This is a genomic window from Streptomyces sp. MNU76, assembly GCF_020982545.1.
GTDB lineage: Bacteria > Actinomycetota > Actinomycetes > Streptomycetales > Streptomycetaceae > Streptomyces.
The window spans coordinates 391,223-417,879 of record NZ_JAJKLK010000019.1; the positions used below are offsets into that span (position 1 = coordinate 391,223).

The window sequence follows — 26,657 nt, forward strand, 5'->3', positions numbered from 1 at the left end:
GGGCCGGCCGGACTGTCAGTGGCGTGACATAGGGTTTTCCGTGTGGAGCCCGATCTGTTCACCGCCGCCGCAGAAGAACGCCAGGAGAAGGACCCGGCCGCCAGCCCTCTGGCCGTACGGATGCGCCCGCGCACCCTGGACGAGGTCGTGGGCCAGCAGCACCTGCTGAAGCCCGGCTCGCCCCTGCGCAGACTGGTCGGCGAGTCCGGCGGCGGCCCCGCCGGCCCCTCCTCGGTGATCCTCTGGGGCCCGCCCGGCACCGGCAAGACGACCCTGGCGTACGTCGTCTCCAAGGCCACCAACAAGCGGTTCGTGGAGCTCTCCGCGATCACGGCCGGAGTCAAGGAGGTCCGCGCGGTGATCGAGGGCGCCCGTCGTGCCACCGGCGGCTTCGGCAAGGAGACCGTCCTCTTCCTCGACGAGATCCACCGCTTCAGCAAGGCCCAGCAGGACTCCCTCCTCCCGGCCGTCGAGAACCGCTGGGTCACCCTGATCGCGGCGACCACGGAGAACCCGTACTTCTCGGTGATCTCCCCGCTGCTGTCCCGCTCCCTGCTCCTCACCCTCGAACCGCTCACCGACGACGACCTGCGCGGGCTGCTCCAGCGCGCCCTCACCGACGAGCGCGGCCTGAAAGGCGCCGTCACCCTCCCCGAGGACACCGAGGCGCACCTCCTGCGGATCGCCGGCGGCGACGCCCGCCGTGCCCTGACCGCCCTGGAGGCCGCGGCCGGCGCGGCTCTCGACAAGGGGGAGGGGGAGATCGGTCTCCAGACGCTGGAGGAGACCGTCGACCGCGCCGCCGTGAAGTACGACCGCGACGGCGACCAGCACTACGACGTGGCCAGCGCCCTGATCAAGTCCATCCGCGGTTCGGACGTGGACGCCGCGCTGCACTACCTGGCGCGGATGATCGAGGCCGGTGAGGACCCCCGGTTCATCGCCCGACGACTGATGATCTCCGCCAGCGAGGACATCGGCCTGGCCGATCCGAACGCGTTGCCCATAGCCGTCGCCGCCGCCCAGGCCGTCGCCATGATCGGCTTCCCCGAGGCGGCGCTCACCCTCAGCCACGCCACCATCGCCCTCGCCCTGGCCCCGAAGTCCAACGCGGCGACGACCGCCATCGGCGCGGCCATGGAGGACGTGAGGAAGGGCCTGGCCGGTCCCGTGCCCCCGCATCTGCGGGACGGGCACTACAAGGGCGCGGCCAAACTCGGCCACGCCCAGGGGTATGTGTACCCGCACGACCTGCCCGAGGGCATCGCAGCCCAGCAGTACGCACCGGACGCCATCAAGGAGCGGGAGTACTACACCCCGACCCGGCACGGCGCCGAGGCCCGGTACGCCGACGCGGTGGAGTGGACCAGGAAGAACCTCGGTCGGAAGCAGTCCTGAACCCCTGTAGACTCCTCCACAGTGCTGCGTCCCGTGTCCGGCTCCGGTCGGCGCCTCAGGCGGGACATCCAGCCGGATCTTCGGATCCAGGAGCGTCGCGCACCGTCGTAGGTGTCGCGGGCAGCCCACCACCACTCGGATTACCGGGACCGGTCGGTGGGCCGTTCGTGTGCTGCACGTATGTGCCCAGACCAGGGGAGCGGCTACCCGACATGTCCCTCGCGGACCTGACGGGATTCCCCGGCTGCGGATGCGACCTCCCGTAACCCTGAGGCAGCCGAATTGAAGGAAAAGGAAAAGAAGTGGCGAACCAGTCCCGCCCCAAGGTCAAGAAGTCGCGTGCCCTCGGCATCGCGCTGACCCCGAAGGCCGTCAAGTACTTCGAGGCCCGCCCCTACCCGCCGGGTGAGCACGGCCGTGGCCGCAAGCAGAACTCGGACTACAAGGTCCGTCTGCTCGAGAAGCAGCGTCTGCGCGCGCAGTACGACGTGTCCGAGCGCCAGCTCGTCCGCGCCTACGAGCGTGCCTCCAAGGTCCAGGGCAAGACCGGCGAGGCCCTGATCATCGAGCTCGAGCGCCGTCTCGACGCGCTGGTCCTGCGTTCGGGCATCGCCCGCACGATCTACCAGGCCCGCCAGATGGTCGTCCACGGCCACATCGAGGTCAACGGCCACAAGGTCGACAAGCCGTCCTTCCGCGTCAAGCCGGACGACGTCGTCATGGTCCGTGAGCGCAGCCGTCAGAAGCCGCTGTTCGAGGTCGCCCGCGAGGGTGGCTTCGCCGCCGACGGCGAGACCCCGCGCTACCTCCAGGTGAACCTGAAGGCCCTGGCCTTCCGTCTGGACCGCGACCCGAACCGCAAGGAGATCCCGGTCATCTGCGACGAGCAGCTCGTCGTCGAGTACTACGCCCGTTGATCCTCTTTCGACGGACGTAGTACATACGCACCGAGCGTCAGCCCGTCGTCCCCCCCGCCCTCTTGGCGGGCGGGACGGCGGGCTCTCGCCTTGCTACGGCGAGATCGCGGCGAGTCGGCGGCGGTCTCCGCGCTGGGCACTAATGCGGTACTGAGCGATCGCCGCGGCGCGATAGGCTCGGGACACGACTTTCGACGTTCAGGCATGTTCCAGGGAGCGGGTGCAGACAGTGTCCGGTGGAGAGGTGGCCGGGATCCTGGTGGCCGTCTTCTGGGCGATCCTGGTCTCCTTCCTCGCCGTCGCGCTGGCGAGGCTGGCCCAGACGCTCAAGGCGACCACCAAGCTCGTCGCGGACGTGACCGACCAGGCCGTCCCCCTCCTCGCCGAAGCGTCCACCGCGGTCCGCTCCGCGCAGACCCAGATCGAGCGGGTCGACGCCATCGCGTCCGACGTCCAGGAGGTCACGTCGAACGCCTCGGCGCTCTCCACGACCGTCGCGTCCACCTTCGGCGGCCCCCTCGTGAAGGTCGCTGCCTTCGGCTACGGCGTACGCCGGGCCATGGGCGGCCGCCGGGAGGGCGAGCCCGCCGAGGAGCGGCGTCGTACCGTGATCGTGGGACGCACCGTTCCGGGCACGCGCCGGAGCAGGCGTGACACCCGTGGAAAGAAGGACTGACCGAGCGATGTTCCGCCGTACGTTCTGGTTCACCACAGGGGTCGCCGCCGGAGTGTGGGCCACCACCAAGGTCAACCGCAAGCTGAAGCAGCTCACCCCCGAGCACCTCGCCACCCAGGCCGCGCACAAGGCGGTCGAGGCGGGCCACAGGATCAAGGACCGGGCCGTGCACTTCGCGCTCGACGTCCGCGACAACATGGCCCAGCGGGAGGCCGAGTTGGGCGAGGCACTCGGCATCGAGGCCAACCCCGACACGTACCCGGAGCTTCCGGCCCCACGGCGCGTCGTCGCCATCGAGAACAGCAACACCCCGAAGTACAGCAGGAATCCGCGGTACGCCGACAACTCGTCGTACCCGTACAACCGGAATGAGGACCACTGATGGAGTCGGCCGAGATTCGTCGCCGCTGGTTGAGCTTCTTCGAGGAGCGCGGTCACACCGTTGTCCCTTCGGCGTCGCTCATCGCGGACGACCCGACTCTGCTCCTGGTCAACGCGGGCATGGTCCCCTTCAAGCCGTACTTCCTGGGTGAGGTCAAGCCCTCCTTCGCCCGCGCCACCAGCGTCCAGAAGTGCGTCCGCACGCCTGACATCGAAGAGGTCGGCAAGACCACCCGGCACGGCACGTTCTTCCAGATGTGCGGCAACTTCTCCTTCGGCGACTACTTCAAGGAAGGCGCCATCAAGCACGCCTGGGAGCTGCTCACCAGCCCCCAGGACAAGGGTGGTTACGGCCTGGAGCCGGAGAAGCTCTGGATCACCGTCTACAAGGACGACGACGAGGCCGAGCGCATCTGGCACGAGCAGATCGGCGTGCCCAAGGAGCGCATCCAGCGCCTCGGCATGAAGGACAACTACTGGTCCATGGGCGTCCCCGGCCCGTGCGGCCCGTGTTCCGAGATCAACTACGACCGCGGTCCGGAGTTCGGCGTCGAGGGCGGCCCCGCCGTCAACGACGAGCGGTACGTGGAGATCTGGAACCTGGTCTTCATGCAGTACGAGCGCGGCGAGGGCACCTCGAAGGAGGACTTCGAGATCCTCGGCGAGCTGCCCAGCAAGAACATCGACACGGGCCTCGGCCTGGAGCGCCTCGCCATGATTCTGCAGGGCGTGCAGAACATGTACGAGATCGACACCTCCATGGCGGTCATCAACAAGGCCACCGAGCTGACCGGCGTCCGCTACGGCGACGCCAAGGACTCCGACGTCTCCCTGCGTGTGGTCACCGACCACATCCGCACCGCCGTGATGCTCATCGGCGACGGCGTCACCCCCGGCAACGAGGGCCGTGGTTACGTCCTGCGCCGCATCATGCGCCGCGCCATCCGCAACATGCGCCTCCTCGGCGCCACCGGCCCGGTCGTCAAGGACCTCATCGACGTCGTCATCGGCATGATGGGTCAGCAGTACCCCGAGCTGATCACCGACCGCGAGCGCATCGAGAAGGTGGCCCTCGCCGAGGAGAACGCCTTCCTCAAGACGTTGAAGGCCGGCACCAACATCCTCGACACCGCCGTGACCGAGACCAAGGCCACCGGTGGCCGGGTCCTCGCCGGTGACAAGGCCTTCCTGCTCCACGACACCTGGGGCTTCCCGATCGACCTCACCCTGGAGATGGCCGCCGAACAGGGCCTCTCCGTGGACGAGGACGGCTTCCGCCGTCTGATGAAGGAGCAGCGGGACCGCGCCAAGGCCGACGCCCGCGCCAAGAAGACCGGCCACGCCGACCTCGGCGCCTACCGCGAGATCGCCGACGCCGCCGGCGAGACCGAGTTCATCGGCTACTCGGACACCGAGGGCGAGTCCACGGTCGTCGGCATCCTCGTCGACGGCCTCTCCTCACCTGCCGCCACCGAGGGCGACGAGGTCGAGATCGTCCTCGACCGCACCCCGTTCTACGCCGAGGGCGGCGGCCAGATCGGCGACACCGGCCGGATCAAGGTCGACTCCGGTGCCGTCATCGAGATCCGCGACTGCCAGAAGCCGGTCCCGGGCGTGTACGTCCACAAGGGCGTCGTCCAGGTCGGCGAGGTGACCGTCGGCGCCAAGGCCCAGGCCTCGATCGACGGCCGCCGCCGTACGGCCATCGCCCGCGCCCACTCGGCCACCCACCTCACCCACCAGGCCCTGCGCGACGCCCTCGGCCCGACGGCCGCCCAGGCCGGTTCCGAGAACCAGCCCGGCCGCTTCCGCTTCGACTTCGGCTCCCCGTCCGCCGTTCCGACGGCCGTGATGACCGACGTCGAGCAGAAGATCAACGAGGTGCTCTCCCGCGACCTGGACGTCCACGCGGAGATCCTGAGCCTCGACGAGGCCAAGAAACAGGGCGCCATCGCCGAGTTCGGCGAGAAGTACGGCGAGCGGGTCCGTGTCGTCACCATCGGCGACTTCTCCAAGGAGCTGTGCGGTGGCACGCACGTCCACAACACCTCGCAGCTCGGCCTGGTCAAGCTGCTGGGGGAGTCCTCGATCGGTTCCGGTGTGCGCCGTATCGAGGCCCTGGTCGGCGTCGACGCCTACAACTTCCTCGCCCGTGAGCACACGGTCGTCGCCCAGCTCCAGGAGCTGATCAAGGGCCGTCCCGAGGAGCTTCCGGAGAAGGTCTCCGCCATGCTCGGCAAGCTCAAGGATGCCGAGAAGGAGATCGAGAAGTTCCGCGCCGAGAAGGTGCTGCAGGCCGCCGCCGGTCTCGCCGAGTCCGCCAAGGACGTCGCCGGCGTCGCTCTCGTGACCGGACAGGTCCCGGACGGCACCACCGCCGACGACCTCCGCAAGCTCGTCCTCGACGTGCGCGGACGCATCCAGGGCGGCCGGGCCGTCGTGGTCGCCCTGTTCACCGTCGTGAACGGCAAGCCGCTGACGGTCATCGCCACCAACGAGGCCGCCCGCGAGCGTGGCCTGAAGGCCGGTGACCTGGTCCGTACGGCCGCCAAGACGCTCGGCGGCGGCGGTGGCGGCAAGCCGGACGTCGCCCAGGGCGGTGGCCAGAACGCGGCCGCCGTCGGTGAGGCCGTGAACGCGGTCGAGCGCCTGGTCGCCGAGACGGCCAAGTGAGCACCACGGATCACACGAGCGAAGGCGACGGTCCGGCCATGCGCCGTGGCCGCCGCCTCGCGATCGACGTCGGGGACGCCCGTATCGGGGTCGCCTCCTGCGACCCCGACGGGATCCTCGCCACCCCCGTCGAGACGGTGCCCGGACGCGATGTCCCGGCAGCTCAGCGCCGATTGAGACAGCTGGTCGACGAATACGTACCTATCGAGGTCATCGTCGGTCTGCCACGCTCCCTGAAAGGCGGAGAGGGCCCGGCCGCGGTCAAGGTACGGGGTTTCGCCCAGGAGTTGGCCCGCATGATCGCGCCCGTTCCGGTCAGACTCATCGACGAGAGGATGACCACAGTGACGGCCGGTCAAGGACTTCGTGCCTCGGGTGTGAAATCCAAGAAGGGCAGGTCGGTCATCGATCAGGCAGCGGCCGTGATCATCCTGCAACAAGCGCTGGAATCCGAACGGGCGTCAGGCACAGCACCGGGCGAGGGCGTCGAAGCCACCGCCTGACAGCTGACTTGTCGCGTAACGCCCGTGTGACTGTCTTCGCCAGCCAAGGAGGCGGCCGTGAAACCTTTCTCGGTAGCGAAGTGAATGTCAGTTGATCGCGATACGGTAACGTTCCTCATTGTGCAGTGGGTGTTCGAGCAGCCGCCGCACAGCAATGAGGTGGTATGAGGTGCCGAATGATGACCGCTAGGCCTTGCCCTGCCTCGCGGCTCTAGGGGATCGGTCGCTCGCTCCTCAGCCTTGCTGGCTGGGGCCTTCTTGCATGAGGTGCGAAGGCCCGTGGGTGACCAGCCCGAGTCACCGTGTGGAGGAGGTGTGATCGGTGACTACGTTTCAGGTGAATGAGAAGACCCACCAGGCCGTGCTTCCTCAGCGGCCTGCTCTGGAATCCGTGGCAGCAGACAACCCTGGGAGCAGGGACGAAACGGGCTGCGGACCCTCTGGGCGACAGCACGGAGGAACTGTCCTGGAACATGGGCGAGGGGAGATGCGTGAGTCCGACCTCCAGGCTCCCGCACGTCACCTTGAGGCTGCTGCGTCAGCAACAGCCGAGAGAGTGCAAGCTGCCGGTAACGGCAGCATGAAACGGCATGGCGTCGGCTCGGGCGCGGCCTACGTGGCTGTGCTTGATCGGCATGGGGTTCCGCTCATGCCGTGCCATCCTGCTCGTGCCCGCGAGCTTCTCGCCAAGGGGCGAGCGGTTGTGGTGCGGCACACGCCTTTCGCGATCCGCTTGAAGGATCGGGAAGCCAACGAATCGAGTGTGTCCGGCGTGGCCGTACGTATCGATCCCGGTTCGAAAGGAACCGGGATTGCTGTGACTGCTGACTTCACAGTAGAGAACAGTGAGCCAGCAGTGCACCATAAAGCGCGGCGAGGGCTGGCAGCCATCGAAATCCAACACCGTGGCGCGCAGATCCATAAAGGAATGCAGCAGCGAGCCAATTATCGGCGTGCCCGGAGGTCACGAAATCTTCGCCATCGCGCTCCTCGATTTGACAATCGTACTCGTCCAGATGGCTGGTTGGCCCCCTCATTGCAGCACCGAGTGGACACAGTTGGTTCAATCGTTGAACGGCTGGTGCGTTACTTCCCTGTCATAGAAATTCACGTCGAACGGGTTTGCTTCGACCTTCACGCAATGAGTGAGGGAAAGAACCATCTTGAGGCCGGGAAGTATCAGCAGGGCACCCTCGCCGGGTATGAGATCCGTCAGTACCTGCTGGAGAAATGGGGGCGAGCATGCGCCTACTGCGGAGCCGAGGGTATTCCGTTGCAGGTGGAGCACATCCTGCCCAAGGCGCGTGGTGGTTCTGACCGAATCTCCAACCTCACCCTTGCGTGCTCGCCTTGTAATCGCGCCAAAGGCGCACAGCCGGTGACGGAATTTATGAGTCGGCGCCCACATACGCTGAAGCGGATTCTGGGTATGGCCAAAGCTCCGTTGAAAGATGCGGCCGCTGTGAATACGACGCGTTGGCGGATCATGGAACGCCTTCGTGAAACAGGATTTCCTGTGTATGGGTGGTCCGGTGGTCGAACCCAGCATAATCGCATCAATCAAGGGCTTGCGAAGTCCCATACTTTGGATGCGCTTGCAGTCGGCGATATCGACAGCTGTACAACTATTGTTCGCTATCCTGAGAGGGTCCTTGTAGCGACCGCAATGGGACGTGGCGGATATGCTCGTACGCGTCCTGACCGAAATGGATTCCCCCGTTTGAGGCTGCCTCGCAGCAAGCAATTCTTCGGCTATTCGACTGGTGATTTGGTGCGCGCCGTCATTCCTGCAGGCAAGTACGCTGGTACAAGGGTCGGCCGGGTTGCTGTACGTGCTACTGGCCGGTTCAATATCCGTTCTGCTCAGGGAACGGCCCAGGGAATCCACCACCGCCACATGTACCTGTTGCAACGAGCTGATGGCTACGGCTACACCACCAGAGAGGAGGAAGGCGTGTATCTGACGGGCAACAACGGCCTGAGGCGCGCCGACAATCCTGATGACTGAGTATGGCCGGGGCCCAGGCTCCGAACCGTGGCATCCGGACGACCCGTTGTACGGGGACGGCGGATGGGATGGACAGCAGGACCAGGGAGGCCAGCAGTCCGCCTACGGCGGCCAGCCGCAGCAGCACTACCCGGAGCAGCAGCAGTACCAGCAGCACTACGGCAACGGCCACGGCGGCTGGGCCAACGGTCACCAGGACGCCTACGCCCAGCAGCAGTACCAGCAGGAGTACGGCGACCCGGGGCAGCAGTACCCCGGACCTGGTCAGCAGCGGTACGACCAGGTCAACGGCGGCTGGAACAACGGAACACACCAGCACCAGCAGGGCACTTACCCGGGCGACCCGAACGACCCCTACGGCGGCCAACAGCAGGCGATGGCCTACGGAGGCGGCGGCCAGCAGGACTTCTACGGGACGCCCGACGCGTATCCGCCGCCGGAGCCGCCCGCCCGCCGTCGCGCGAACACCACGCCCGCGCCCGCTCCGGAGCCCGAGGCCGAGCAGTCAGCCGCCGAACGGACCGACTGGGACCCCGGGCCGGACCAGGGCGAGCACGCGTTCTTCGCGGGTAGCGCCGATGACGACGAGGACGACGAGCCGGAGGGGCCCGCAGGCCGGGGCGACCGGAAGGGCCGCGGCGGCAAGTCCAAGAAGCCGGGTAAGGGCGGCAAGAAGCGTCGCAGCGGGTGCGCCTGCCTGGTGGTCGTCATGGTCTTCGGCGGCGGCTTCGCCGGTGTCAGCTATTTCGGCTACCAGTTCTTCCAGAGCCGCTTCGGCGACGCTCCCGATTACTCGGGTAACGGCACGAACGACACCGTGACGATCACGGTTGCCAAGGGTGAGTTCGGGTCGGACATCGGGCAGAAGCTGAAGGCGGCCGGGGTTGTCAAGAGTGTGGACGCCTTTACGGCCGCGCTGGCGAAGAACCCCAAGGGAATTCAGGCCGGCGTTTATCTCCTCAAGAAGGAGATGTCCGCTGAAAGCGCTATCGCCTTGATGCTGGATCCGAAGAGCCAGAACAACTTCACTGTGCGCGAAGGCGAGCGAAACAGCGCGATCTATGTCTTGATCGACAAGGAACTCGGCCTCAAGAAGGGCACCACCGCGGACGTAGCCGAGAAGAAGTGGGACACACTCGGCCTGCCCAAGTGGGCGAACGACAACGACGACATCAAGGATCCGCTGGAAGGATTCCTCTACCCGTCCACCTATCCGGTTGCCAAGGACATGAAGCCCGAGGCCGTTCTCAAGGAAATGATCGCCCTGGCGAAGGCGAAGTACGAGCAGTTCGATCTGGTCGGCAAGGCCAAGGGGCTGAAGCTCGAGAATCCACTTCAGGTCCTTACGGTCGCGAGCCTCGTACAGGCCGAGGGAAACAACGACAAGGATTACAAGAAGATCGCGCGGGTCGTCTACAACCGCCTTGAGCCCAATAACGCGGAAACGGCTGGTCTGCTCGACTTCGACTCGACGGTCAATTACCTGCGCGGTGAATCCAAGTTGGCGACCGGCTCGGTCGACTCGCTGCGGCGTATCGATGACCCGTACAACACGTACAAGGTGTATGGATTGCCGCCCGGGCCGATCGGGAATCCCGGCGACGAGGCGATCGAGGGAGCGCTCACGCCAGCCAAAGGCGACTGGTACTACTTTGTCTCGCTGAAGGATAAGACGCTGTTCGCCGTGACCAACGCAGAGCACAACCGCAATCGCGAGCAGTACTTGAAGGAACAGAACGGATGAGCCGCACCGCCGGCAAGAACCGTGCCGCCGTGCTCGGTTCGCCGATCGCCCACTCGCTCTCGCCGGTGCTGCACCGGGCCGCCTACGCCGAACTCGGGCTCACCGACTGGTCGTACGACCGTTTCGACGTCGACGAGGAGGCGCTGCCCGGGTTCGTCGAGCAGCTCGGGCCGGAGTGGGCCGGCCTGTCGCTGACGATGCCGCTCAAGCGGGCGGTCATTCCGCTGCTGGACGAGATCACCGAGACGGCCACCTCCGTCGAGGCCGTCAACACGCTGGTGTTCACCGAGGACGGACGGCGCGTCGGCGACAACACCGACATCCCCGGCATGGTCGCCGCCCTGCGGGAGCGCGGCATCGAGCAGGTGGAGTCGGCGGCGATCCTCGGCGCGGGCGCCACCGCCTCCTCCGCACTGGCCGCGCTCGCCCGGATCTGTACGGGCGAGGTCGTGGCGTACGTCCGGAGCGAGGCGCGGGCCGCCGAGATGCGGCAGTGGGGCGAGCGACTGGACGTCGAGGTGCGTACGGCGGACTGGGCGGAGGCCCAGCGGGCGCTCCGCGCTCCGCTGGTCATCGCCACGACTCCGGCCGGGGCGACGGACGCGCTCTGCGGGGCGGTGCCGGAGCGGCCGACGACGCTGTTCGACGTGCTCTACCACCCGTGGCCGACGGAGCTCGCCGCGCGCTGGTCGGCCTACGGCGGTGCCGTCGTCAGTGGGCTGGATCTCCTCGTCCACCAGGCGGTTCTGCAGGTCGAGCAGATGACGGGGTGCAAGACGGCGCCGGTGGCGGCGATGCGGGCCGCGGGGGAGCGGGCGCTGGCTGAGCGGGACTGAGCCTTCCTCGTGCGCTGATCCAGGTCACCCGTGCACCCAGGGCCCTGCTGCTCGGCGGGCTCACGGGCAGGATCTCCATCACCGTGCGGGCCGGGCCACATGTGAGGCGATCAAGCGCGCGGTGGCGAAGACGGGACGACCTGGCGCGGTCCCCGCCATTCGGCGCCCGTCGCCCCCGTCCGTCTGCTGGACCCGTGACCGGCTCGCGCCCCGGACGTGGGAGGATCGGAGGTGGCGGGCCGGGGCCGCGCACCCGGTAGCCGTCGCCGTACGCGAGGACGCGCGTACACGCAGGCAGGACGCAGTACCGGGCGCGAGCACTGAGGAGCACCGTTGAGCAGGTTGCGCTGGCTGACCGCGGGGGAGTCCCACGGTCCCGCACTTGTCGCGACGCTGGAGGGTCTTCCCGCCGGCGTGCCGATCACCACGGAGATGGTGGCGGACCACTTGGCCCGGCGGCGGCTGGGCTATGGACGCGGTGCCCGGATGAAGTTCGAGCGCGACGAGGTCACCTTCCTCGGTGGTGTGCGGCACGGGCTCACCATGGGCTCCCCGGTGGCGATCATGGTCGGCAACACCGAGTGGCCGAAGTGGGAGCAGGTCATGTCCGCCGACCCGGTCGACCCGGAGATCCTGGCCGGCCTCGCCCGCAACGCTCCGCTGACCCGCCCCCGGCCCGGTCACGCGGACCTGGCCGGTATGCAGAAGTACGGCTTCGACGAGGCCCGGCCGGTGCTGGAGCGGGCCTCCGCCCGCGAGACCGCCGCCCGCGTGGCCCTCGGTGCTGTCGCCCGGTCGTACCTGAAGGAGACGGCCGGGATCGAGATCGTCAGCCACGTGGTCGAGCTGGCCGCCGCCAAGGCTCCGCAGGGCGTGTACCCGACTCCGGCGGACGTGGACAGGCTGGACGCGGACCCGGTGCGCTGCCTGGACGCCGACGCGTCGAAGGCGATGGTCGCGGAGATCGACCAGGCCCACAAGGACGGCGACACCCTCGGCGGCGTCGTCGAGATCCTGGCGTACGGCGTGCCCGTGGGCCTCGGCTCGCACGTCCACTGGGACCGCAAGCTGGACGCCCGTCTCGCCGGTGCGCTGATGGGCATCCAGGCCATCAAGGGCGTCGAGATCGGCGACGGCTTCGAGCTGGCACGGGTGCCCGGCTCCAAGGCGCACGACGAGATCGTGAACACCCCCGAGGGCATCCGCCGGGTCTCCGGCCGCTCCGGTGGGACCGAGGGCGGGCTCACCACGGGCGAGCTGCTGCGCGTCCGCGCGGCCATGAAGCCGATCGCGACCGTGCCGCGCGCCCTGCAGACCGTCGACGTGACCACGGGCGAGGCCGCGCAGGCCCACCACCAGCGCTCCGACGTCTCCGCCGTGCCGGCGGCCGGCATCGTCGCCGAGGCGATGGTGGCCCTGGTGCTGGCCGACGCGGTGGCCGAGAAGTTCGGCGGCGACAGCGTCACCGAGACGGCCCGCAACGTCCGCTCCTACCTCGACCACCTCGCGATCCGATGAGCCCGGTGCCTCTGGTCGTCCTCGTCGGCCCCATGGGCGTGGGTAAGTCCACCGTCGGACAGCAGCTCGCCGAGCGGCTGGGCGTCGCCTACCGCGACACCGACGACGACATCGTGGCCGAGCAGGGCCGCGAGATCGCGGAGATCTTCGTCGACGAGGGCGAGCCCGCCTTCCGCTCCATCGAGAAGCGGGCCGTGCTCACGGCGCTCGCGGGCCACGACGGCGTCCTCGCCCTCGGCGGCGGCGCGATCCTCGACGCCGACACCCGCGCCCTGCTCGTGGGACAGCGGGTCGTGTATCTCTCGATGGACGTCGAGGAGGCCGTCAAGCGCACCGGCCTCAACGTCGCCCGCCCCCTGCTGGCCGTCAACCCCCGCAAGCAGTGGCGGGAGTTGATGGAGGCACGACGCAACCTCTACGAGGAGGTCGCCACGGCCGTCGTCGCCACCGACGGCCGCACGCCCGAGGAAGTCACCCGGGCGGTCCTGGACGCACTGGAGTTGAAAAAAGCATGAGCGAGACAGTGACCCGTATCCAGGTCGGCGGTACGGCGGGCACCGAGCCGTACGAGGTCCTGGTGGGGCGTCAACTTCTCGGCGAACTCGGTGGATTGATCGGCAACCGGGCCAAGCGGGTCGCCGTGATCCACCCCGAGGCGCTGGCGGACACCGGGGAGGCGCTGCGCGCGGACCTGGCGGAGCAGGGCTTCGAGACCGTCGCGATCCAGGTGCCGAACGCGGAGGAGGCCAAGACCGCCGAGGTCGCCGCGTACTGCTGGAAGGCGCTCGGCCAGTCCGGGTTCACCCGGACCGATGTCATCGTCGGAGTCGGCGGCGGCGCCACCACGGACCTGGCCGGCTTCGTGGCGGCCACCTGGCTGCGCGGGGTCCGCTGGATCGCCGTTCCCACCACCGTCCTCGCCATGGTGGACGCCGCCGTCGGCGGCAAGACCGGCATCAACACCGCCGAGGGCAAGAATCTGGTGGGCGCGTTCCACCCGCCGGCCGGGGTGCTGTGCGACCTGGCCGCGCTGGACTCCCTGCCGGTCAACGACTACGTCTCCGGCCTGGCCGAGATCATCAAGGCCGGTTTCATCGCCGACCCGGTGATCCTGGACCTGATCGAGTCCGACCCGCAGGCCGCCCGCACCCCCGCCGGGCCGCACACCTCGGAGCTGATCGAGCGGTCGATCCGGGTCAAGGCCGAGGTCGTCTCCGGCGACCTCAAGGAGTCCGGGCGCCGCGAGATCCTCAACTACGGGCACACCCTGGCCCACGCGATCGAGAAGAATGAGCGCTACCAGTGGCGGCACGGCGCGGCCGTGTCCGTCGGTATGCACTTCGCGGCCGAACTGGGCCGTCTGGCGGGCCGGTTGGACGACGTCACCGCCGACCGCCACCGCACGGTCCTGGAGTCCGTCGGGCTGCCGCTGACCTACCGCTACGACCAGTGGCCGAGGCTGCTGGAGACGATGAAGGTCGACAAGAAGTCCCGGGGCGACCTGCTGCGCTTCATCGTCCTGGACGGTCTGGCCAAGCCCACCGTCCTGGAAGGACCCGACCCGGCGATCCTGCTCGCCGCCTACGGCGAAGTGGGCCAGTAACGCCCGCTCGGGCACCACTTGCCCGATTCGCCTTGTGTCCCTGGCCACTTGGGCACTTCGGGCTGCCCCCGGCCGTTCACCAAACGACGGCCGGGGACGGTACCGTTCGGTGAGGGCGGGGTCGAAGGACCCCGCTCGCCAGTGTCGATGTGACTGTACGAGACGGAGTGGCACCGGATGCAGCACGCAGTGGGAGCTCCGCTGCCGCCGCCCCAACGGCCGGGGCAGGACCCGGCGGCCCCGTGGTCGCCGACCGCGAACCACCAGGGACACCCGGCACCCCCGCACCCCGGAGCACCGGGCGCGAACCCGCCGGGGCACCCCGGTGCGGGCCACCCGTTCCCCGGGCACGCACCCGGCGCCGTACCGCCGCCCCCCCGCACCGGCGGCTCCGCCCACCCGGCCGCACCCCCGTCTCGGCACCCCCACCCGCCCCTCCCGGCTCGGTGCCCCGCGGCGGGTGCGGCCCCGGGCACCCGCACCCCGCCGCCCGCAGCAGACGGCGATGCCGAGGGACGCCACCGGACACGTGCAACTGCCGCCGGGCGGCCCCGTGACCATGCCGCCGCCCGCCACTGGCGCCCCCGACGTCACAACCACCACACTCGCGGTCCTGCTGATCGGGCCCGCGGGGGCGGGCAAGACCAGCGTCGCCAAGTACTGGGCGGACCACCGCCGGGTGCCCACCGCGCACATCAGCCTGGACGACGTGCGCGAGTGGGTGCGTTCGGGCTTCGCGGACCCGCAGTCCGGGTGGAACGACAACTCCGAGGCGCAGTATCGTCTCGCCCGCCGCACCTGCGGCTTCTCCGCCAGGAACTTCCTGGCCAACGGCATCTCCTGCATCCTCGACGACGCCGTCTTCCCCGACCGCCCGGTTGTCGGCCTCGGCGGCTGGAAGCGGCACGTCGGCCCCGGCCTGCTCCCGGTCGTCCTCCTTCCGGGCCTGGAGATTGTCCTTGAGCGCAACGCCGAGCGCTCGGGCAACCGCCGTCTCACCGACGAAGAGGTGGCCCGGATCCACGGCCGGATGGCGGGCTGGTACGGCTCGGGCCTCCCGATCATCGACAACTCCCAGCTGGATGTCCCGGCCACGGCTAGGGTCCTGGACGAGGTCCTGGCGAGGTCGATCGCCAGTCCCCCGAAGTGGTGACCACGTCCCACTGAAGCCGTGCCCCGAAAGGGGCGCGGGAACTGCGCGAACAACCCCCACCGACCCGCACTCGGCACTCAAGCCCCGCCACCCCGCTCCCCTCAGATCGCCCCCAGTCGGCCCCGCTCGACCGGCGGCTGTCCGCCGAAGCTCATACGCTCGGCACATGTCAGAGGTGTACGCGGCCCGCCGCGCCCGGCTCAGGGATCGCTGCCACTCCAGCGGCAGCGCCACCGCACTCGTCACGCGTCCGGCCAACATCCGGTATCTGGCGGGCGCGGCACCCGCGGGAGCCGTCCTCCTGCTGGGCGGGGGCGAGGACGTCCTGGTCTGTGGCGCACCCCCGCGAGGGGAGATCGGCGAGGGCCGGCCCGACGAGGCCGTACGCGTCCAGGTGCTGCCGAGCCCCGGTGGCGACCCGGCGGTCGCAGCCGCCGACCTGGTCACGGCGCTCGACGTCGAGTCGCTGGCCGTGGAGGAACACCATCTCACCGTGGCCCGCCACCGGGCGATCCGCTCGGTCGCCCCCCGGCTGCGGCTTGCCGATCTCGGCGGCGCGGTCGAACAGCTGAGAGTGATCAAGGACGAGGAGGAGATCTCCTGTCTGCGGATCGGCGCGGAGATCGCCGACCAGGCCCTGGGCGAACTCCTCGAATCGATCCTCGTCGGCCGCACCGAGCGCCATCTCGCCCTGGAACTGGAGCGCCGCCTCGTCGACCACGGCGCGGACGGCCCCGCCTTCCCGACCTCCGTCGCCACCGGACCGAACTCCGGCCGTCCCGGTCACGTACCCACCGACCGACGGGTCGAGGAGGGCGACTTCCTCTCCGTCTGCCTCGGCGCGACCTATCGCGGCTACCGCTGTGAGATCGGCCGTACGTTCGTGATCGGCACCTCGCCCGCGGACTGGCAGATCGAGCTGTACGACCTGGTCTTCGCAGCCCAGCGGGCCGGACGGGAGGCACTCACACCCGGTGCGGGCTACCGTGCCGTGGACCGGGCGGCCCGCCAGGTCCTGGACTCGGCGGGGCACGGTGAGCGCCTCCCGCCGCTGATGGGGCACGGGGTCGGACTCGAAATCGACGAGGACCCGCAGTTGGCCCCCGCGGCCATGGGTAAACTGGACGCTTGCGTGCCGGTCACCGTCGAACCGGGGGTCCACCTCCCGGGCAGGGGCGGCGTCCGGATCGATGACACGCTCGTCGTACGCCCCGAGGCGGACGGCGGACCCGAGCTACTCACCATCACGACCAAGGAGCTGCTCGCGCTCTAGCTCATCGGCTGGGCGCGTGGCCCGGGGTCGTCCACGTCAGTCCAGGAGATTCCGCAACCGTGGCTTCCACGAACGACCTCAAGAACGGCCTGGTGCTCAAGCTCGAAGGCGGCCAGCTCTGGTCCGTCGTCGAGTTCCAGCACGTCAAGCCCGGCAAGGGCCCGGCCTTCGTGCGCACCAAGCTCAAGAACGTGCTCTCCGGCAAGGTCGTCGACAAGACGTTCAACGCCGGCGTCAAGGTCGAGACGGCCACTGTCGACAAGCGCGACATGCAGTTCTCCTACATGGACGGCGAGTACTTCGTCTTCATGGACATGGAGACCTACGACCAGCTCATGGTCGACCGCAAGGCCGTCGGCGACGCCGCCAACTTCCTGATCGAGGGTTTCACCGCCACCGTCGCGCAGCACGAGGGCGAGGTGCTCTTCGTGGAGCTGCCGGCCGCCGTCGAGCTCGTCATCCAGGAGACCGAGCCGGGCGTCCAGGGCGACCGCTCCACCGGTGGCACCAAGCCCGCCATCCTGGAGACCGGCCACCAGATCCAGGTGCCGCTCTTCATCACCACCGGTGAGAAGATCAAGGTCGACACCCGCACGAGCGACTACCTCGGCCGGGTGAACAGCTAACCGTGGCTGCCCGTAACACGGCCCGCAAGCGCGCCTTCCAGATCCTCTTCGAGGGCGACCAGCGCGGGGTCGACGTCCTGACCGTCCTCGCGGACTGGATCCGGCACGCCCACAGCGACACCCGCCAACCCCCGGTCAGCGAGTACACCATGGAGCTGGTCGAGGGGTACGCCGAGCGCGCCAAGCGGATCGACGAGTTGATCGCGCAGTACTCGGTGGGGTGGACGCTCGACCGGATGCCGGTGGTGGACCGCAACATCCTGCGGCTCGGCGCGTACGAGCTGATCTGGGTCGACGCCACTCCGGACGCGGTGGTGCTGGACGAGATGGTGCAGCTGGCGAAGGAGTTCTCCACGGACGACTCACCGTCGTTCGTGAACGGGCTGCTCGGCCGGTTGAAGGACCTCAAGCCTTCGCTCCGCCGGGAAGGCGAGTAGGTAGGAAACGGGGAGCGCCGTCGGGGTGCTGTGCGGAGTCGGCTGCGGGTGGTCCGTGGCCGGTCGCGCAGTTCCCCGCGCCCCCCTTTCGGGGCGCTGCCCCGCTCCTCGGTGACCACGCACCGTACGACAAGCACAAAAGCCGCCGGGGTGGCCCGAACCCATCGGTTCGAGGCACCCCGGCGGCACGTTTCTGCTGGTATTTCCCGGAGGTCAGTTGTCCTCGTGGGAGACGGCGCGGCGCGCGTCCGCGTCCAGGACGCCCCAGCTGATCAGCTGCTCGGTGAGGACCGAGGGGGACTGGTCGTAGATGACGGCGAGTGTGCGCAGGTCGTCCTGGCGGATCGAGAGCACCTTGCCGTTGTAGTCACCGCGCTGGGACTGGATCGTCGCCGCGTAACGCTGCAGCGGGCCCGCCTTCTCGGCCGGCACGTGCGCCAGGCGCTCCAGGTCCAGGACGAGCTTCGGCGGCGGCTCGGCGGCGCCACCAGGGGTCGTGCCAGGAAGCAGCTCCTGCACGGGAACCCCGTAGAAGTCCGCCAGCTCCGCGAGGCGCTGCACGGTGACGGCGCGGTCGCCGCGCTCGTACGAACCGACCACGACCGCCTTCCAGCGTCCCTGGGACTTCTCCTCGACACCGTGGAGGGATAGGCCCTGCTGGGTGCGGATGGCCCGGAGCTTGGCCCCGAGCTGTTTGGCGTATTCGCTGGACATATAGCTCCCCGGACGAAGGCTGGTGACTCACTGTGAGGTTACGCAGCGTGACTCTGCCCCGTCAAGCCGAACGGTCCGGACCGACTCTTCCGTGGCAACCGCGTTCCCTTGGGCCAGGGGGGTGATCAGGGGCGTTGCAGGGGCCTGCTAACGTTGACTGCGCAAATCCGACGTCCTTTAAGGTCCGTCCCGTGAGGCGGAGAAGGAGGTCCGTTTCGTATGGACACGCACGACCCGCAGCACCTGCCCCAGGACGCGCCGTCGTCCGATGCGCGGCCCGTTCTCGAAGGCCCCGACATCGCGCGCGTACTGACCCGCATCGCCCACGAGATCGTCGAACGCGCCAAGGGCGCCGACGACGTGGTGCTCCTCGGCATCCCGACCAGGGGCGTCTTCCTCGCGCAGCGGCTCGCCGCCAAGCTCGCGGAGATCACCGACCGCAAGATCCCGGTCGGCTCGCTCGACATCACCATGTACCGCGACGACCTGCGCATGCACCCGCCGCGTGCGCTGGCCCGCACCGAGATCCCCGGTGACGGCATCGACGGCCGCCTGGTGGTCCTCGTCGACGACGTGCTCTTCTCAGGCCGCACGATCCGCGCTGCGCTCGACGCGCTGAACGACATCGGCCGCCCGCGCGCCGTCCAGCTCGCGGTCCTCGTCGACCGGGGCCACCGCGAACTGCCCATCCGCGCCGACTACGTCGGCAAGAACCTCCCCACGTCGCTGCGGGAGACGGTCAAGGTCCAGCTCGCCGAGGAAGACGGTCGGGACACCGTCCTGCTCGGTGAGAAGCGGACCGCCCAGCAGTAGCACGCGCGCGTGCGGCCTGGTGCCGTACGTCTCCTCGCGATGCCCCTGACTGCCCGTAATCTCCCGAACTGCCTTACGGAGCCTGAAAGATGCAGCGTCATCTCATCTCGGCCGCCGACCTCACCCGTGACGACGCCGTCCTGATCCTCGACACCGCCGAGGAGATGGCCCGGGTCGCCGACCGGCCGATCAAGAAACTGCCGACCCTGCGCGGCCGGACGATCGTCAACCTCTTCTTCGAGGACTCCACCCGCACCCGGATCTCCTTCGAGGCCGCCGAGAAGCGCCTCTCGGCGGACGTCATCAACTTCACCGCCAAGGGGTCGAGCGTCTCCAAGGGCGAGTCCCTGAAGGACACCGCCCAGACCCTCGAAGCCATGGGCGTCGACGCCGTCGTCATCCGTCACGGCGCCTCGGGGGCCCCGTACCGGCTGGCGACCTCAGGCTGGATCGACGCCGCCGTGATCAACGCCGGCGACGGCACCCACCAGCACCCCACCCAGGCCCTGCTGGACGCCTTCACCATGCGCCGCCGCCTCGTCGGCCGGGACGCCGGGCTCGGGCAGGACCTGTCCGGCAAGCGGATCACGCTCGTCGGCGACGTCCTGCACAGCCGGGTCGCCCGCTCCAACGTCGACCTGCTGCACACCCTCGGCGCCGAGGTCACCCTCGTCGCCCCGCCCACCCTGGTCCCGGTCGGCGTCGAGACCTGGCCCTGCGAGGTGTCGTACGACCTCGACAGCACGCTCGCCAAGTCCGACGCGGTGATGATGCTGCGGGTGCAGCGGGAGCGGATGAACGCCGCGTTCTTCCCGACCGAGCGCGAGTACTCGCGGCGCTACGGCCTCGACGGCGACCGCATGGCGCGGATGCCCGAGCACGCCATCGTGATGCACCCGGGCCCGATGGTCCGGGGCATGGAGATCACCGCCGAGGTCGCCGACTCCGACCGCTGCACCGTCGTAGAGCAGGTCGCCAACGGTGTCTCCATCCGGATGGCCGTGCTCTACCTGCTGCTGGGCGGCAACGAGCCCGCCGTGACCCACACCCGCACCACCGAGGAGAAGTAAGACATGAGCAAGATCCTGATCCGCGGTGCGAAGGTGCTGGGCGGCGAGCCGCAGGACGTCCTGATCGACGGCGAGATCATCGCGGAGATCGGTACCGGGCTGTCCGCCGAGGACGCCCAGGTCGTCGAGGCCGACGGCAAGGTGCTCCTGCCGGGCCTGGTCGACCTGCACACCCATCTGCGCGAGCCCGGCCGCGAGGACTCCGAGACCGTGCTGACCGGCACGCGCGCGGCGGCCTCCGGCGGCTACACGGCCGTCTTCGCCATGGCCAACACCTTCCCGGTCGCCGACACCGCCGGCGTGGTCGAGCAGGTCTACCGGCTCGGGCAGGAGCACGGCTACTGCGACGTGCAGCCCATCGGCGCCGTCACCGTCGGCCTGGAGGGCAAGAAGCTCGCCGAGCTGGGCGCGATGCACGAGTCGGCCGCCGGTGTCACCGTCTTCTCGGACGACGGCAAATGCGTCGACGACGCGGTGATCATGCGCCGGGCCCTGGAGTACGTGAAGGCCTTCGGCGGCGTCGTCGCCCAGCACGCGCAGGAGCCCCGGCTGACCGAGGGCGCCCAGATGAACGAGGGCGTCGTCTCCGCCGAGCTGGGCCTCGGCGGCTGGCCCGCGGTGGCCGAGGAGTCGATCATCGCCCGGGACGTCCTGCTCGCCGAGCACGTCGGCTCCCGCGTCCACATCTGCCACCTCTCGACCGCCGGGTCCGTCGAGATCGTCCGCTGGGCCAAGTCCCGGGGCATCGACGTCACCGCCGAGGTCACCCCGCACCACCTCCTCCTCACCGACGAGCTGGTGCGGTCGTACAACCCGGTGTACAAGGTCAACCCGCCGCTGCGCACGGAGCGCGACGTGCTGGCCCTGCGCGAGGCGCTCGCCGACGGCACGATCGACATCGTCGCCACCGACCACGCCCCGCACCCGCACGAGGACAAGGACTGCGAGTGGGCCGCGGCGGCCATGGGCATGGTCGGCCTGGAGACCGCCCTGTCGGTGGTCCAGGAGACGATGGTCACCACCGGTCTGCTCGACTGGGCCGGCGTCGCGGACCGTATGTCGTTCAAGCCCGCGAGGATCGGCCGGGCGACCGGTCACGGACGTCCCGTCTCGGCAGGTGAGCCCGCCAACCTCACGCTCGTCGACACGGCATACCGTGGGTCGGTGGACCCCGCGGGCTTCGCCTCGCGCAGCCGCAACACCCCCTACGAGGGCCGCGAGCTGCCGGGCCGTGTCACGCACACGTGGCTGCGGGGCAAGGCCACGCTCGTCGACGGGAAGCTCACGTGACACCTGTAATTCTGCTGGCCGCGCAGAAGGAGTCGGCCGAGGTCACCGACTGGGCCGCGCGCATCGGCTGGGTCGTCGGACTCGCCCTCTTCGTCGCGCTCGTGTACTGGCTGATGCGCGAGGGCTGGAAGTGGCGCGGCACGCTCCAGAGCGATCTGCCCGAGTTGCTCACCGCGCCGGACGAGCCGGGCGAGGCCAGACTGAGCATGAGCGGCAGGTACCACGGCTCCACCACCGCCGGGCAGTGGCTCGACCGCATCGTGGCGCACGGCCTGGGCACCCGCAGCCGGGTCGAGCTGACGCTGACGGACGCGGGCCTGGACGTCGTACGCCCGGGAGCGACGGACTTCTTCGTCCCGGTCGCGGCGCTGCGCGAGGCCCGGCTCGACAAGGGCATCGCCGGGAAGGTCCTCACCGAGGGCGGCCTGCTGGTCGTCACCTGGGAGCACGGCGGCAAGCTGCTCGACTCCGGGTTCCGCTCCGACCGCGCGGCCGAGCACAACGAGTGGGTCGAGACCCTGAACCAGATGATCAACAAGACGGAAACGGAAGGCGCACGATGACGACCTCCACTCAGGGGAACGCCTCGCAGAGAAAAGGGGCGCTTCCCGCCGTACTCGTCCTGGAGGACGGCCGGATGTTCCGCGGCCGTGCCTACGGGGCCGTGGGGGTGACCTTCGGCGAGGCCGTGTTCTCCACCGGGATGACCGGCTACCAGGAGACCCTCACCGACCCGTCGTACCACCGCCAGGTCGTCGTCATGACCGCCCCGCACGTCGGCAACACCGGCGTCAACGACGAGGACTCCGAGTCGAAGAAGATCTGGGTCTCCGGCTATGTCGTCCGCGACCCCGCGCGCGTGCCGTCCAACTGGCGCGCCCGGCGCTCCCTGGACGACGAACTGCGCACCCAGGGCGTCGTCGGCATCTCCGGCATCGACACCCGCGCCCTCACCCGCCACCTCCGTGAGCGCGGCGCCATGCGCGTCGGCATCTTCTCCGGCAACGCGCTGCCCGATGCGGGCGTCATGCTCACCGAGGTCCGCGAGGCCCCCGAGATGAAGGGCGCGAACCTCTCGGCCGAGGTCGCCACCAAGGAGACGTACGTCGTCCCCGCGATCGGCACCAAGAAGTTCACCGTCGCCGCCGTCGACCTCGGCATCAAGGGCATGACCCCGCACCGCATGGCCGAGCGCGGCATCGAGGTGCACGTGCTCCCGGCCACCGCCACGGCCGAGGATGTGTACGCCGTGAACCCCGACGGCGTGTTCTTCTCCAACGGCCCCGGTGACCCGGCCACCGCCGACCACCCGGTCTCCGTCATGCAGGCGGTCCTGGAGCGGGGCACCCCGCTCTTCGGCATCTGCTTCGGCAACCAGATCCTGGGCCGCGCGCTCGGCTTCGGCACCTACAAGCTGAAGTACGGCCACCGCGGCATCAACCAGCCGGTGCAGGACCGTACGACCGGCAAGGTCGAGGTCACCGCGCACAACCACGGCTTCGCCGTCGACGCGCCGCTCGACCAGGTCTCCGAGACCCCCTTCGGCCGCGCCGAGGTCTCCCACGTGTGCCTCAACGACAACGTGGTGGAGGGGCTCCAGCTCCTCGACCGGCCGGCGTTCAGCGTCCAGTACCACCCCGAAGCGGCAGCGGGCCCGCACGACGCCGCCTACCTGTTCGACCGCTTCGTATCCCTGATGGAGGGCCAGCGTGCCTAAGCGCACCGATATCCAGTCCGTCCTGGTCATCGGCTCCGGCCCGATCGTCATCGGCCAGGCCGCCGAGTTCGACTACTCCGGCACCCAGGCGTGCCGCGTGCTCAAGGCCGAGGGCCTGCGCGTGATCCTGGTCAACTCCAACCCGGCGACGATCATGACCGACCCGGAGATCGCCGACGCCACCTACGTCGAGCCGATCACCCCGGAGTTCGTCGAGAAGATCATCGCCAAGGAGCGGCCGGACGCCCTCCTGCCCACCCTCGGCGGTCAGACGGCCCTCAACACGGCCATCTCGCTGCACGAGGCCGGGACGCTGGAGAAGTACGCCGTCGAACTGATCGGCGCCAACGTCGAGGCCATCAACAAGGGCGAGGACCGCGACCTCTTCAAGGAGGTCGTCGAGGCCGTCCGCGCCAAGATCGGGCACGGCGAGTCCGCCCGCTCGGTCATCTGCCACTCCATGGACGACGTGCTCGGCGGCGTCGAGACGCTCGGCGGCTACCCCGTCGTCGTCCGCCCCTCCTTCACCATGGGCGGCGCCGGCTCCGGCTTCGCGCACGACGAGGACGAGCTGCGCCGTATCGCCGGCCAGGGCCTCACTCTCTCCCCGACCACCGAGGTGCTCCTGGAGGAGTCCATCCTCGGCTGGAAGGAGTACGAGCTGGAGCTGATGCGCGACAAGCACGACAACGTCGTGGTCGTCTGCTCCATCGAGAACTTCGACCCCATGGGCGTGCACACCGGCGACTCGATCACGGTCGCGCCCGCGATGACCCTGACCGACCGCGAGTACCAGGTGCTGCGTGACGTCGGCATCGCGATCATCCGCGAGGTCGGTGTCGACACCGGCGGCTGCAACATCCAGTTCGCGGTCAACCCCGAGGACGGCCGGGTCATCGTCATCGAGATGAACCCGCGCGTCTCGCGCTCCTCGGCCCTCGCCTCCAAGGCGACCGGCTTCCCCATCGCCAAGATCGCCGCGAAGCTGGCCGTCGGCTACACGCTCGACGAGATCCCGAACGACATCACCGAGCAGACCCCGGCCTCCTTCGAGCCGACGCTCGACTACGTCGTCGTCAAGGCCCCGCGGTTCGCCTTCGAGAAGTTCCCGTCCGCCGACTCCTCGCTGACCACCACCATGAAGTCGGTCGGCGAGGCCATGGCGATCGGCCGCAACTTCACCGAGGCGCTCCAGAAGGCGCTGCGGTCGCTGGAGAAGAAGGGCAGCCAGTTCACCTTCGTCGGTGAGCCCGGCGACAAGGCCCGCCTCCTCGAAGAGGCCGTCCGCCCCACCGACGGTCGGATCAACACCGTCATGCAGGCCATCCGGGCGGGCGCCACGCCCGAGGAGGTCTTCGAGTTCACGAAGATCGACCCGTGGTTCGTCGACCAGCTCTTCCTGATCAAGGAGATCGCGGACGAACTGGCCGCGGCCGGCAAACTCGACCCCGAGCTGCTCGCCGAGGCCAAGCGGCACGGCTTCTCCGACCAGCAGATCGCCGAGATCCGCGGACTGCGCGAGGACGTCGTGCGCGAGGTGCGGCACGCGCTGGGCGTGCGCCCGGTGTACAAGACGGTCGACACCTGCGCCGCCGAGTTCGCCGCGAGGACGCCGTACTTCTACTCCTCCTACGACGAGGAGTCGGAGGTCGCCCCGCGCGAGAAGCCGGCCGTGATCATCCTGGGTTCCGGCCCGAACCGCATCGGCCAGGGCATCGAGTTCGACTACTCCTGCGTCCACGCCTCCTTCGCGCTGAGCGACGCGGGCTACGAGACCGTGATGGTCAACTGCAACCCGGAGACCGTCTCCACCGACTACGACACCTCCGACCGCCTCTACTTCGAGCCGCTGACGCTCGAGGACGTGCTGGAGATCGTGCACGCCGAGTCGCTGGCCGGTCCGATCGCGGGCGTCCTCGTCCAGCTCGGCGGCCAGACCCCGCTGGGCCTGTCGCAGGCGCTCAAGGACAACGGCGTGCCCGTCGTCGGAACCTCCCCGGAGGCCATCCACGCCGCCGAGGACCGCGGCGCCTTCGGCCGCGTCCTCGCCGAGGCCGGCCTCCCCGCGCCCAAGCACGGCACCGCGACCACCTTCGGGGGCGCCAAGGCCATCGCCGACGAGATCGGCTACCCGGTCCTCGTCCGCCCGTCCTACGTGCTCGGCGGACGAGGCATGGAGATCGTCTACGACGAGGCCCGCCTGGAGGCGTACATCGCCGAGTCGACCGAGATCAGCCCCTCCCGGCCGGTCCTGGTCGACCGTTTCCTCGACGACGCCATCGAGATCGACGTGGACGCCCTGTACGACGGCCACGAGCTCTACCTCGGCGGCGTGATGGAGCACATCGAGGAGGCCGGCATCCACTCCGGCGACTCGGCGTGCGCCCTGCCCCCGATCACCCTCGGCGGCTTCGACATCAAGCGCCTGCGCGCCTCCACCGAGGCCATCGCCAAGGGTGTCGGCGTGCGCGGACTGATCAACATCCAGTTCGCGATGGCCGGCGACATCCTCTACGTCCTGGAGGCCAACCCGCGCGCCTCCCGCACCGTCCCCTTCACCTCGAAGGCGACGGCGGTGCCGCTGGCCAAGGCCGCCGCCCGGATCTCGCTCGGCGCGACCATCGCCGAGCTGCGCGAGGAGGGGCTGCTGCCGAAGAACGGCGACGGCGGTGAGCTGCCGCTCGACGCGCCGATCTCCGTCAAGGAGGCCGTCATGCCGTGGTCGCGCTTCCGCGACATCCACGGGCGCGGCGTCGACACCATCCTCGGCCCGGAGATGCGCTCCACCGGCGAGGTCATGGGCATCGACTCGGTCTTCGGCACGGCGTACGCCAAGTCGCAGGCGGGCGCGTACGGGCCGCTGCCCACCAAGGGCCGCGCGTTCATCTCGGTCGCCAACCGCGACAAGCGCTCGATGATCTTCCCGGCGCGTGAGCTGGTCGCGCACGGCTTCGAGCTGCTGGCCACGTCCGGCACGGCCGAGGTCCTCAAGCGCAACGGGATCAACGCCACCGTCGTCCGCAAGCAGTCCGAGGGCACCGGTCCGAACGGCGAGAAGACGATCGTCCAGCTCATCCACGACGGCGAGGTCGACCTCATCGTCAACACCCCGTACGGCACCGGCGGCCGCCTCGACGGCTACGACATCCGGACGGCCGCCGTGGCCCGCTCGGTGCCGTGCCTGACGACCGTGCAGGCCCTCGCCGCGGCCGTCCAGGGCATCGACGCGCTCAACCACGGCGGAGTGGGCGTGCGCTCGCTCCAGGAACACGCCGAACACCTGACCGCGGCCCGCGACTAGCAGCCG

23 protein-coding genes are annotated in these 26,657 nt (G+C 69.2%); 22 read left to right on the forward strand and 1 reads right to left on the reverse strand.

Annotated features, from left to right (window positions below; genetic code table 11):
• Window positions 1–42 precede the first annotated feature (42 nt).
• From E4N62_RS28230 to nusB, 16 genes are all read left to right on the forward strand, one after another.
• A complete protein-coding gene (locus tag E4N62_RS28230) occupies window positions 43–1,398 on the forward strand; it encodes a replication-associated recombination protein A (protein WP_215450973.1) in 1,356 nt (451 codons plus the stop codon).
• A gap of 302 nt (window positions 1,399–1,700) precedes the next feature.
• Window positions 1,701–2,315 carry a 30S ribosomal protein S4 gene (rpsD, locus tag E4N62_RS28235; protein WP_033532580.1) on the forward strand — a complete coding sequence of 205 codons (615 nt, stop codon included), beginning with the start codon at window positions 1,701–1,703 and terminating at the stop codon, window positions 2,313–2,315.
• A 229-nt stretch (window positions 2,316–2,544) separates the two neighbouring features.
• Entirely contained in the window at window positions 2,545–2,991 is a 447-nt protein-coding gene (locus tag E4N62_RS28240) for a DUF948 domain-containing protein (RefSeq protein ID WP_230220231.1), read from the forward strand.
• Window positions 2,992–2,998: 7 nt separating this feature from the next.
• Entirely contained in the window at window positions 2,999–3,373 is a 375-nt protein-coding gene (locus E4N62_RS28245; RefSeq protein WP_230219208.1) for a hypothetical protein, read from the forward strand.
• On the forward strand, window positions 3,373–6,045 hold the full coding sequence (alaS, locus tag E4N62_RS28250) for an alanine--tRNA ligase (RefSeq protein WP_230219210.1): 2,673 nt from the start codon (window positions 3,373–3,375) through the stop codon (window positions 6,043–6,045). The genes E4N62_RS28245 and alaS overlap by 1 nt, the downstream gene beginning before the upstream one ends.
• 38 nt (window positions 6,046–6,083) lie before the next feature.
• The gene (ruvX, locus tag E4N62_RS28255) at window positions 6,084–6,548 is read left to right on the forward strand and encodes a Holliday junction resolvase RuvX (RefSeq protein ID WP_230219214.1); all 465 of its coding nucleotides are present in this window, start codon (window positions 6,084–6,086) and stop codon (window positions 6,546–6,548) included.
• A 580-nt stretch (window positions 6,549–7,128) separates the two neighbouring features.
• Entirely contained in the window at window positions 7,129–8,556 is a 1,428-nt protein-coding gene (gene iscB, locus E4N62_RS28260) for an RNA-guided endonuclease IscB (RefSeq protein WP_268269981.1), read from the forward strand.
• A complete protein-coding gene (mltG, locus tag E4N62_RS28265) occupies window positions 8,549–10,300 on the forward strand; it encodes an endolytic transglycosylase MltG (RefSeq protein WP_230219216.1) in 1,752 nt (583 codons plus the stop codon). Before iscB ends, mltG begins: the two co-directional genes overlap by 8 nt.
• Complete coding sequence (locus E4N62_RS28270) at window positions 10,297–11,136, forward strand: shikimate dehydrogenase (protein WP_230219220.1); 840 nt, start codon at window positions 10,297–10,299, stop codon at window positions 11,134–11,136. Before mltG ends, E4N62_RS28270 begins: the two co-directional genes overlap by 4 nt.
• A 333-nt stretch (window positions 11,137–11,469) precedes the next feature.
• Window positions 11,470–12,654: a chorismate synthase gene (gene aroC / locus E4N62_RS28275; protein ID WP_230219221.1), complete on the forward strand. Its 1,185-nt coding sequence runs from the start codon at window positions 11,470–11,472 to the stop codon at window positions 12,652–12,654.
• Window positions 12,651–13,169: a shikimate kinase gene (locus E4N62_RS28280; RefSeq protein WP_230219223.1), complete on the forward strand. Its 519-nt coding sequence runs from the start codon at window positions 12,651–12,653 to the stop codon at window positions 13,167–13,169. Before aroC ends, E4N62_RS28280 begins: the two co-directional genes overlap by 4 nt.
• Window positions 13,166–14,257, forward strand: coding sequence for a 3-dehydroquinate synthase (aroB, locus tag E4N62_RS28285; RefSeq protein WP_230219226.1), 1,092 nt, complete (start codon window positions 13,166–13,168; stop codon window positions 14,255–14,257). Before E4N62_RS28280 ends, aroB begins: the two co-directional genes overlap by 4 nt.
• 505 nt (window positions 14,258–14,762) lie before the next feature.
• Window positions 14,763–15,410: an AAA family ATPase gene (locus E4N62_RS28290; RefSeq protein WP_230219228.1), complete on the forward strand. Its 648-nt coding sequence runs from the start codon at window positions 14,763–14,765 to the stop codon at window positions 15,408–15,410.
• A gap of 166 nt (window positions 15,411–15,576) precedes the next feature.
• Window positions 15,577–16,683: an aminopeptidase P family protein gene (locus tag E4N62_RS28295; protein ID WP_230219230.1), complete on the forward strand. Its 1,107-nt coding sequence runs from the start codon at window positions 15,577–15,579 to the stop codon at window positions 16,681–16,683.
• Between the two features lie 59 nt (window positions 16,684–16,742).
• On the forward strand, window positions 16,743–17,309 hold the full coding sequence (gene efp / locus E4N62_RS28300; RefSeq protein WP_220650011.1) for an elongation factor P: 567 nt from the start codon (window positions 16,743–16,745) through the stop codon (window positions 17,307–17,309).
• 2 nt (window positions 17,310–17,311) lie between these two features.
• On the forward strand, window positions 17,312–17,746 hold the full coding sequence (gene nusB, locus E4N62_RS28305; protein ID WP_184896392.1) for a transcription antitermination factor NusB: 435 nt from the start codon (window positions 17,312–17,314) through the stop codon (window positions 17,744–17,746).
• 213 nt (window positions 17,747–17,959) lie between these two features.
• Here nusB and bldD read toward each other — a convergent pair whose 3' ends face one another.
• A complete protein-coding gene (bldD, locus tag E4N62_RS28310) occupies window positions 17,960–18,460 on the reverse strand; it encodes a transcriptional regulator BldD (RefSeq protein WP_045557247.1) in 501 nt (166 codons plus the stop codon).
• 219 nt (window positions 18,461–18,679) lie between these two features.
• On the opposite strand from bldD, the gene pyrR reads away from it, so the two are divergent.
• The 6 genes from pyrR to carB all read left to right on the forward strand — a co-directional run bounded on the left by pyrR (window position 18,680) and on the right by carB (window position 26,651).
• Window positions 18,680–19,273, forward strand: a complete 594-nt coding sequence (pyrR, locus tag E4N62_RS28315; RefSeq protein ID WP_230219232.1) for a bifunctional pyr operon transcriptional regulator/uracil phosphoribosyltransferase PyrR — start codon at window positions 18,680–18,682, stop codon at window positions 19,271–19,273.
• Window positions 19,274–19,362: 89 nt separating this feature from the next.
• Window positions 19,363–20,343, forward strand: coding sequence for an aspartate carbamoyltransferase catalytic subunit (locus tag E4N62_RS28320; protein ID WP_045557249.1), 981 nt, complete (start codon window positions 19,363–19,365; stop codon window positions 20,341–20,343).
• Window positions 20,344–20,346: 3 nt separating this feature from the next.
• A complete protein-coding gene (locus E4N62_RS28325) occupies window positions 20,347–21,633 on the forward strand; it encodes a dihydroorotase (protein ID WP_230219234.1) in 1,287 nt (428 codons plus the stop codon).
• Entirely contained in the window at window positions 21,630–22,196 is a 567-nt protein-coding gene (locus E4N62_RS28330; RefSeq protein WP_230219236.1) for a hypothetical protein, read from the forward strand. Before E4N62_RS28325 ends, E4N62_RS28330 begins: the two co-directional genes overlap by 4 nt.
• Window positions 22,193–23,350, forward strand: a complete 1,158-nt coding sequence (gene carA / locus E4N62_RS28335; protein WP_230219238.1) for a glutamine-hydrolyzing carbamoyl-phosphate synthase small subunit — start codon at window positions 22,193–22,195, stop codon at window positions 23,348–23,350. The genes E4N62_RS28330 and carA overlap by 4 nt, the downstream gene beginning before the upstream one ends.
• The gene (gene carB / locus E4N62_RS28340) at window positions 23,343–26,651 is read left to right on the forward strand and encodes a carbamoyl-phosphate synthase large subunit (RefSeq protein WP_230219240.1); all 3,309 of its coding nucleotides are present in this window, start codon (window positions 23,343–23,345) and stop codon (window positions 26,649–26,651) included. The genes carA and carB overlap by 8 nt, the downstream gene beginning before the upstream one ends.
• The last annotated feature ends 6 nt before the right edge of the window (window positions 26,652–26,657 follow it).

Excerpts from the sequence above, each read along its gene's own strand:
- E4N62_RS28295 (WP_230219230.1), top strand. The coding sequence starts at position 15,577 with ATGTCAGAGGTGTACGCGGCCCGCCGCGCCCGGCTCAGGGATCGCTGC.
- aroB (WP_230219226.1), top strand. The coding sequence starts at position 13,166 with ATGAGCGAGACAGTGACCCGTATCCAGGTCGGCGGTACGGCGGGCACC.
- alaS (WP_230219210.1), top strand. The coding sequence starts at position 3,373 with ATGGAGTCGGCCGAGATTCGTCGCCGCTGGTTGAGCTTCTTCGAGGAG.
- E4N62_RS28325 (WP_230219234.1), top strand. The coding sequence starts at position 20,347 with ATGAGCAAGATCCTGATCCGCGGTGCGAAGGTGCTGGGCGGCGAGCCG.
- iscB (WP_268269981.1), top strand. The coding sequence starts at position 7,129 with ATGAAACGGCATGGCGTCGGCTCGGGCGCGGCCTACGTGGCTGTGCTT.
- E4N62_RS28290 (WP_230219228.1), top strand. The coding sequence starts at position 14,763 with ATGCCGAGGGACGCCACCGGACACGTGCAACTGCCGCCGGGCGGCCCC.
- E4N62_RS28245 (WP_230219208.1), top strand. The coding sequence starts at position 2,999 with ATGTTCCGCCGTACGTTCTGGTTCACCACAGGGGTCGCCGCCGGAGTG.
- E4N62_RS28320 (WP_045557249.1), top strand. The coding sequence starts at position 19,363 with ATGCAGCGTCATCTCATCTCGGCCGCCGACCTCACCCGTGACGACGCC.
- bldD (WP_045557247.1), bottom strand. The coding sequence starts at position 18,460 with ATGTCCAGCGAATACGCCAAACAGCTCGGGGCCAAGCTCCGGGCCATC.
- E4N62_RS28270 (WP_230219220.1), top strand. The coding sequence starts at position 10,297 with ATGAGCCGCACCGCCGGCAAGAACCGTGCCGCCGTGCTCGGTTCGCCG.
- pyrR (WP_230219232.1), top strand. The coding sequence starts at position 18,680 with ATGGACACGCACGACCCGCAGCACCTGCCCCAGGACGCGCCGTCGTCC.
- E4N62_RS28280 (WP_230219223.1), top strand. The coding sequence starts at position 12,651 with ATGAGCCCGGTGCCTCTGGTCGTCCTCGTCGGCCCCATGGGCGTGGGT.
- ruvX (WP_230219214.1), top strand. The coding sequence starts at position 6,084 with ATGCGCCGTGGCCGCCGCCTCGCGATCGACGTCGGGGACGCCCGTATC.
- carA (WP_230219238.1), top strand. The coding sequence starts at position 22,193 with ATGACGACCTCCACTCAGGGGAACGCCTCGCAGAGAAAAGGGGCGCTT.
- mltG (WP_230219216.1), top strand. The coding sequence starts at position 8,549 with ATGACTGAGTATGGCCGGGGCCCAGGCTCCGAACCGTGGCATCCGGAC.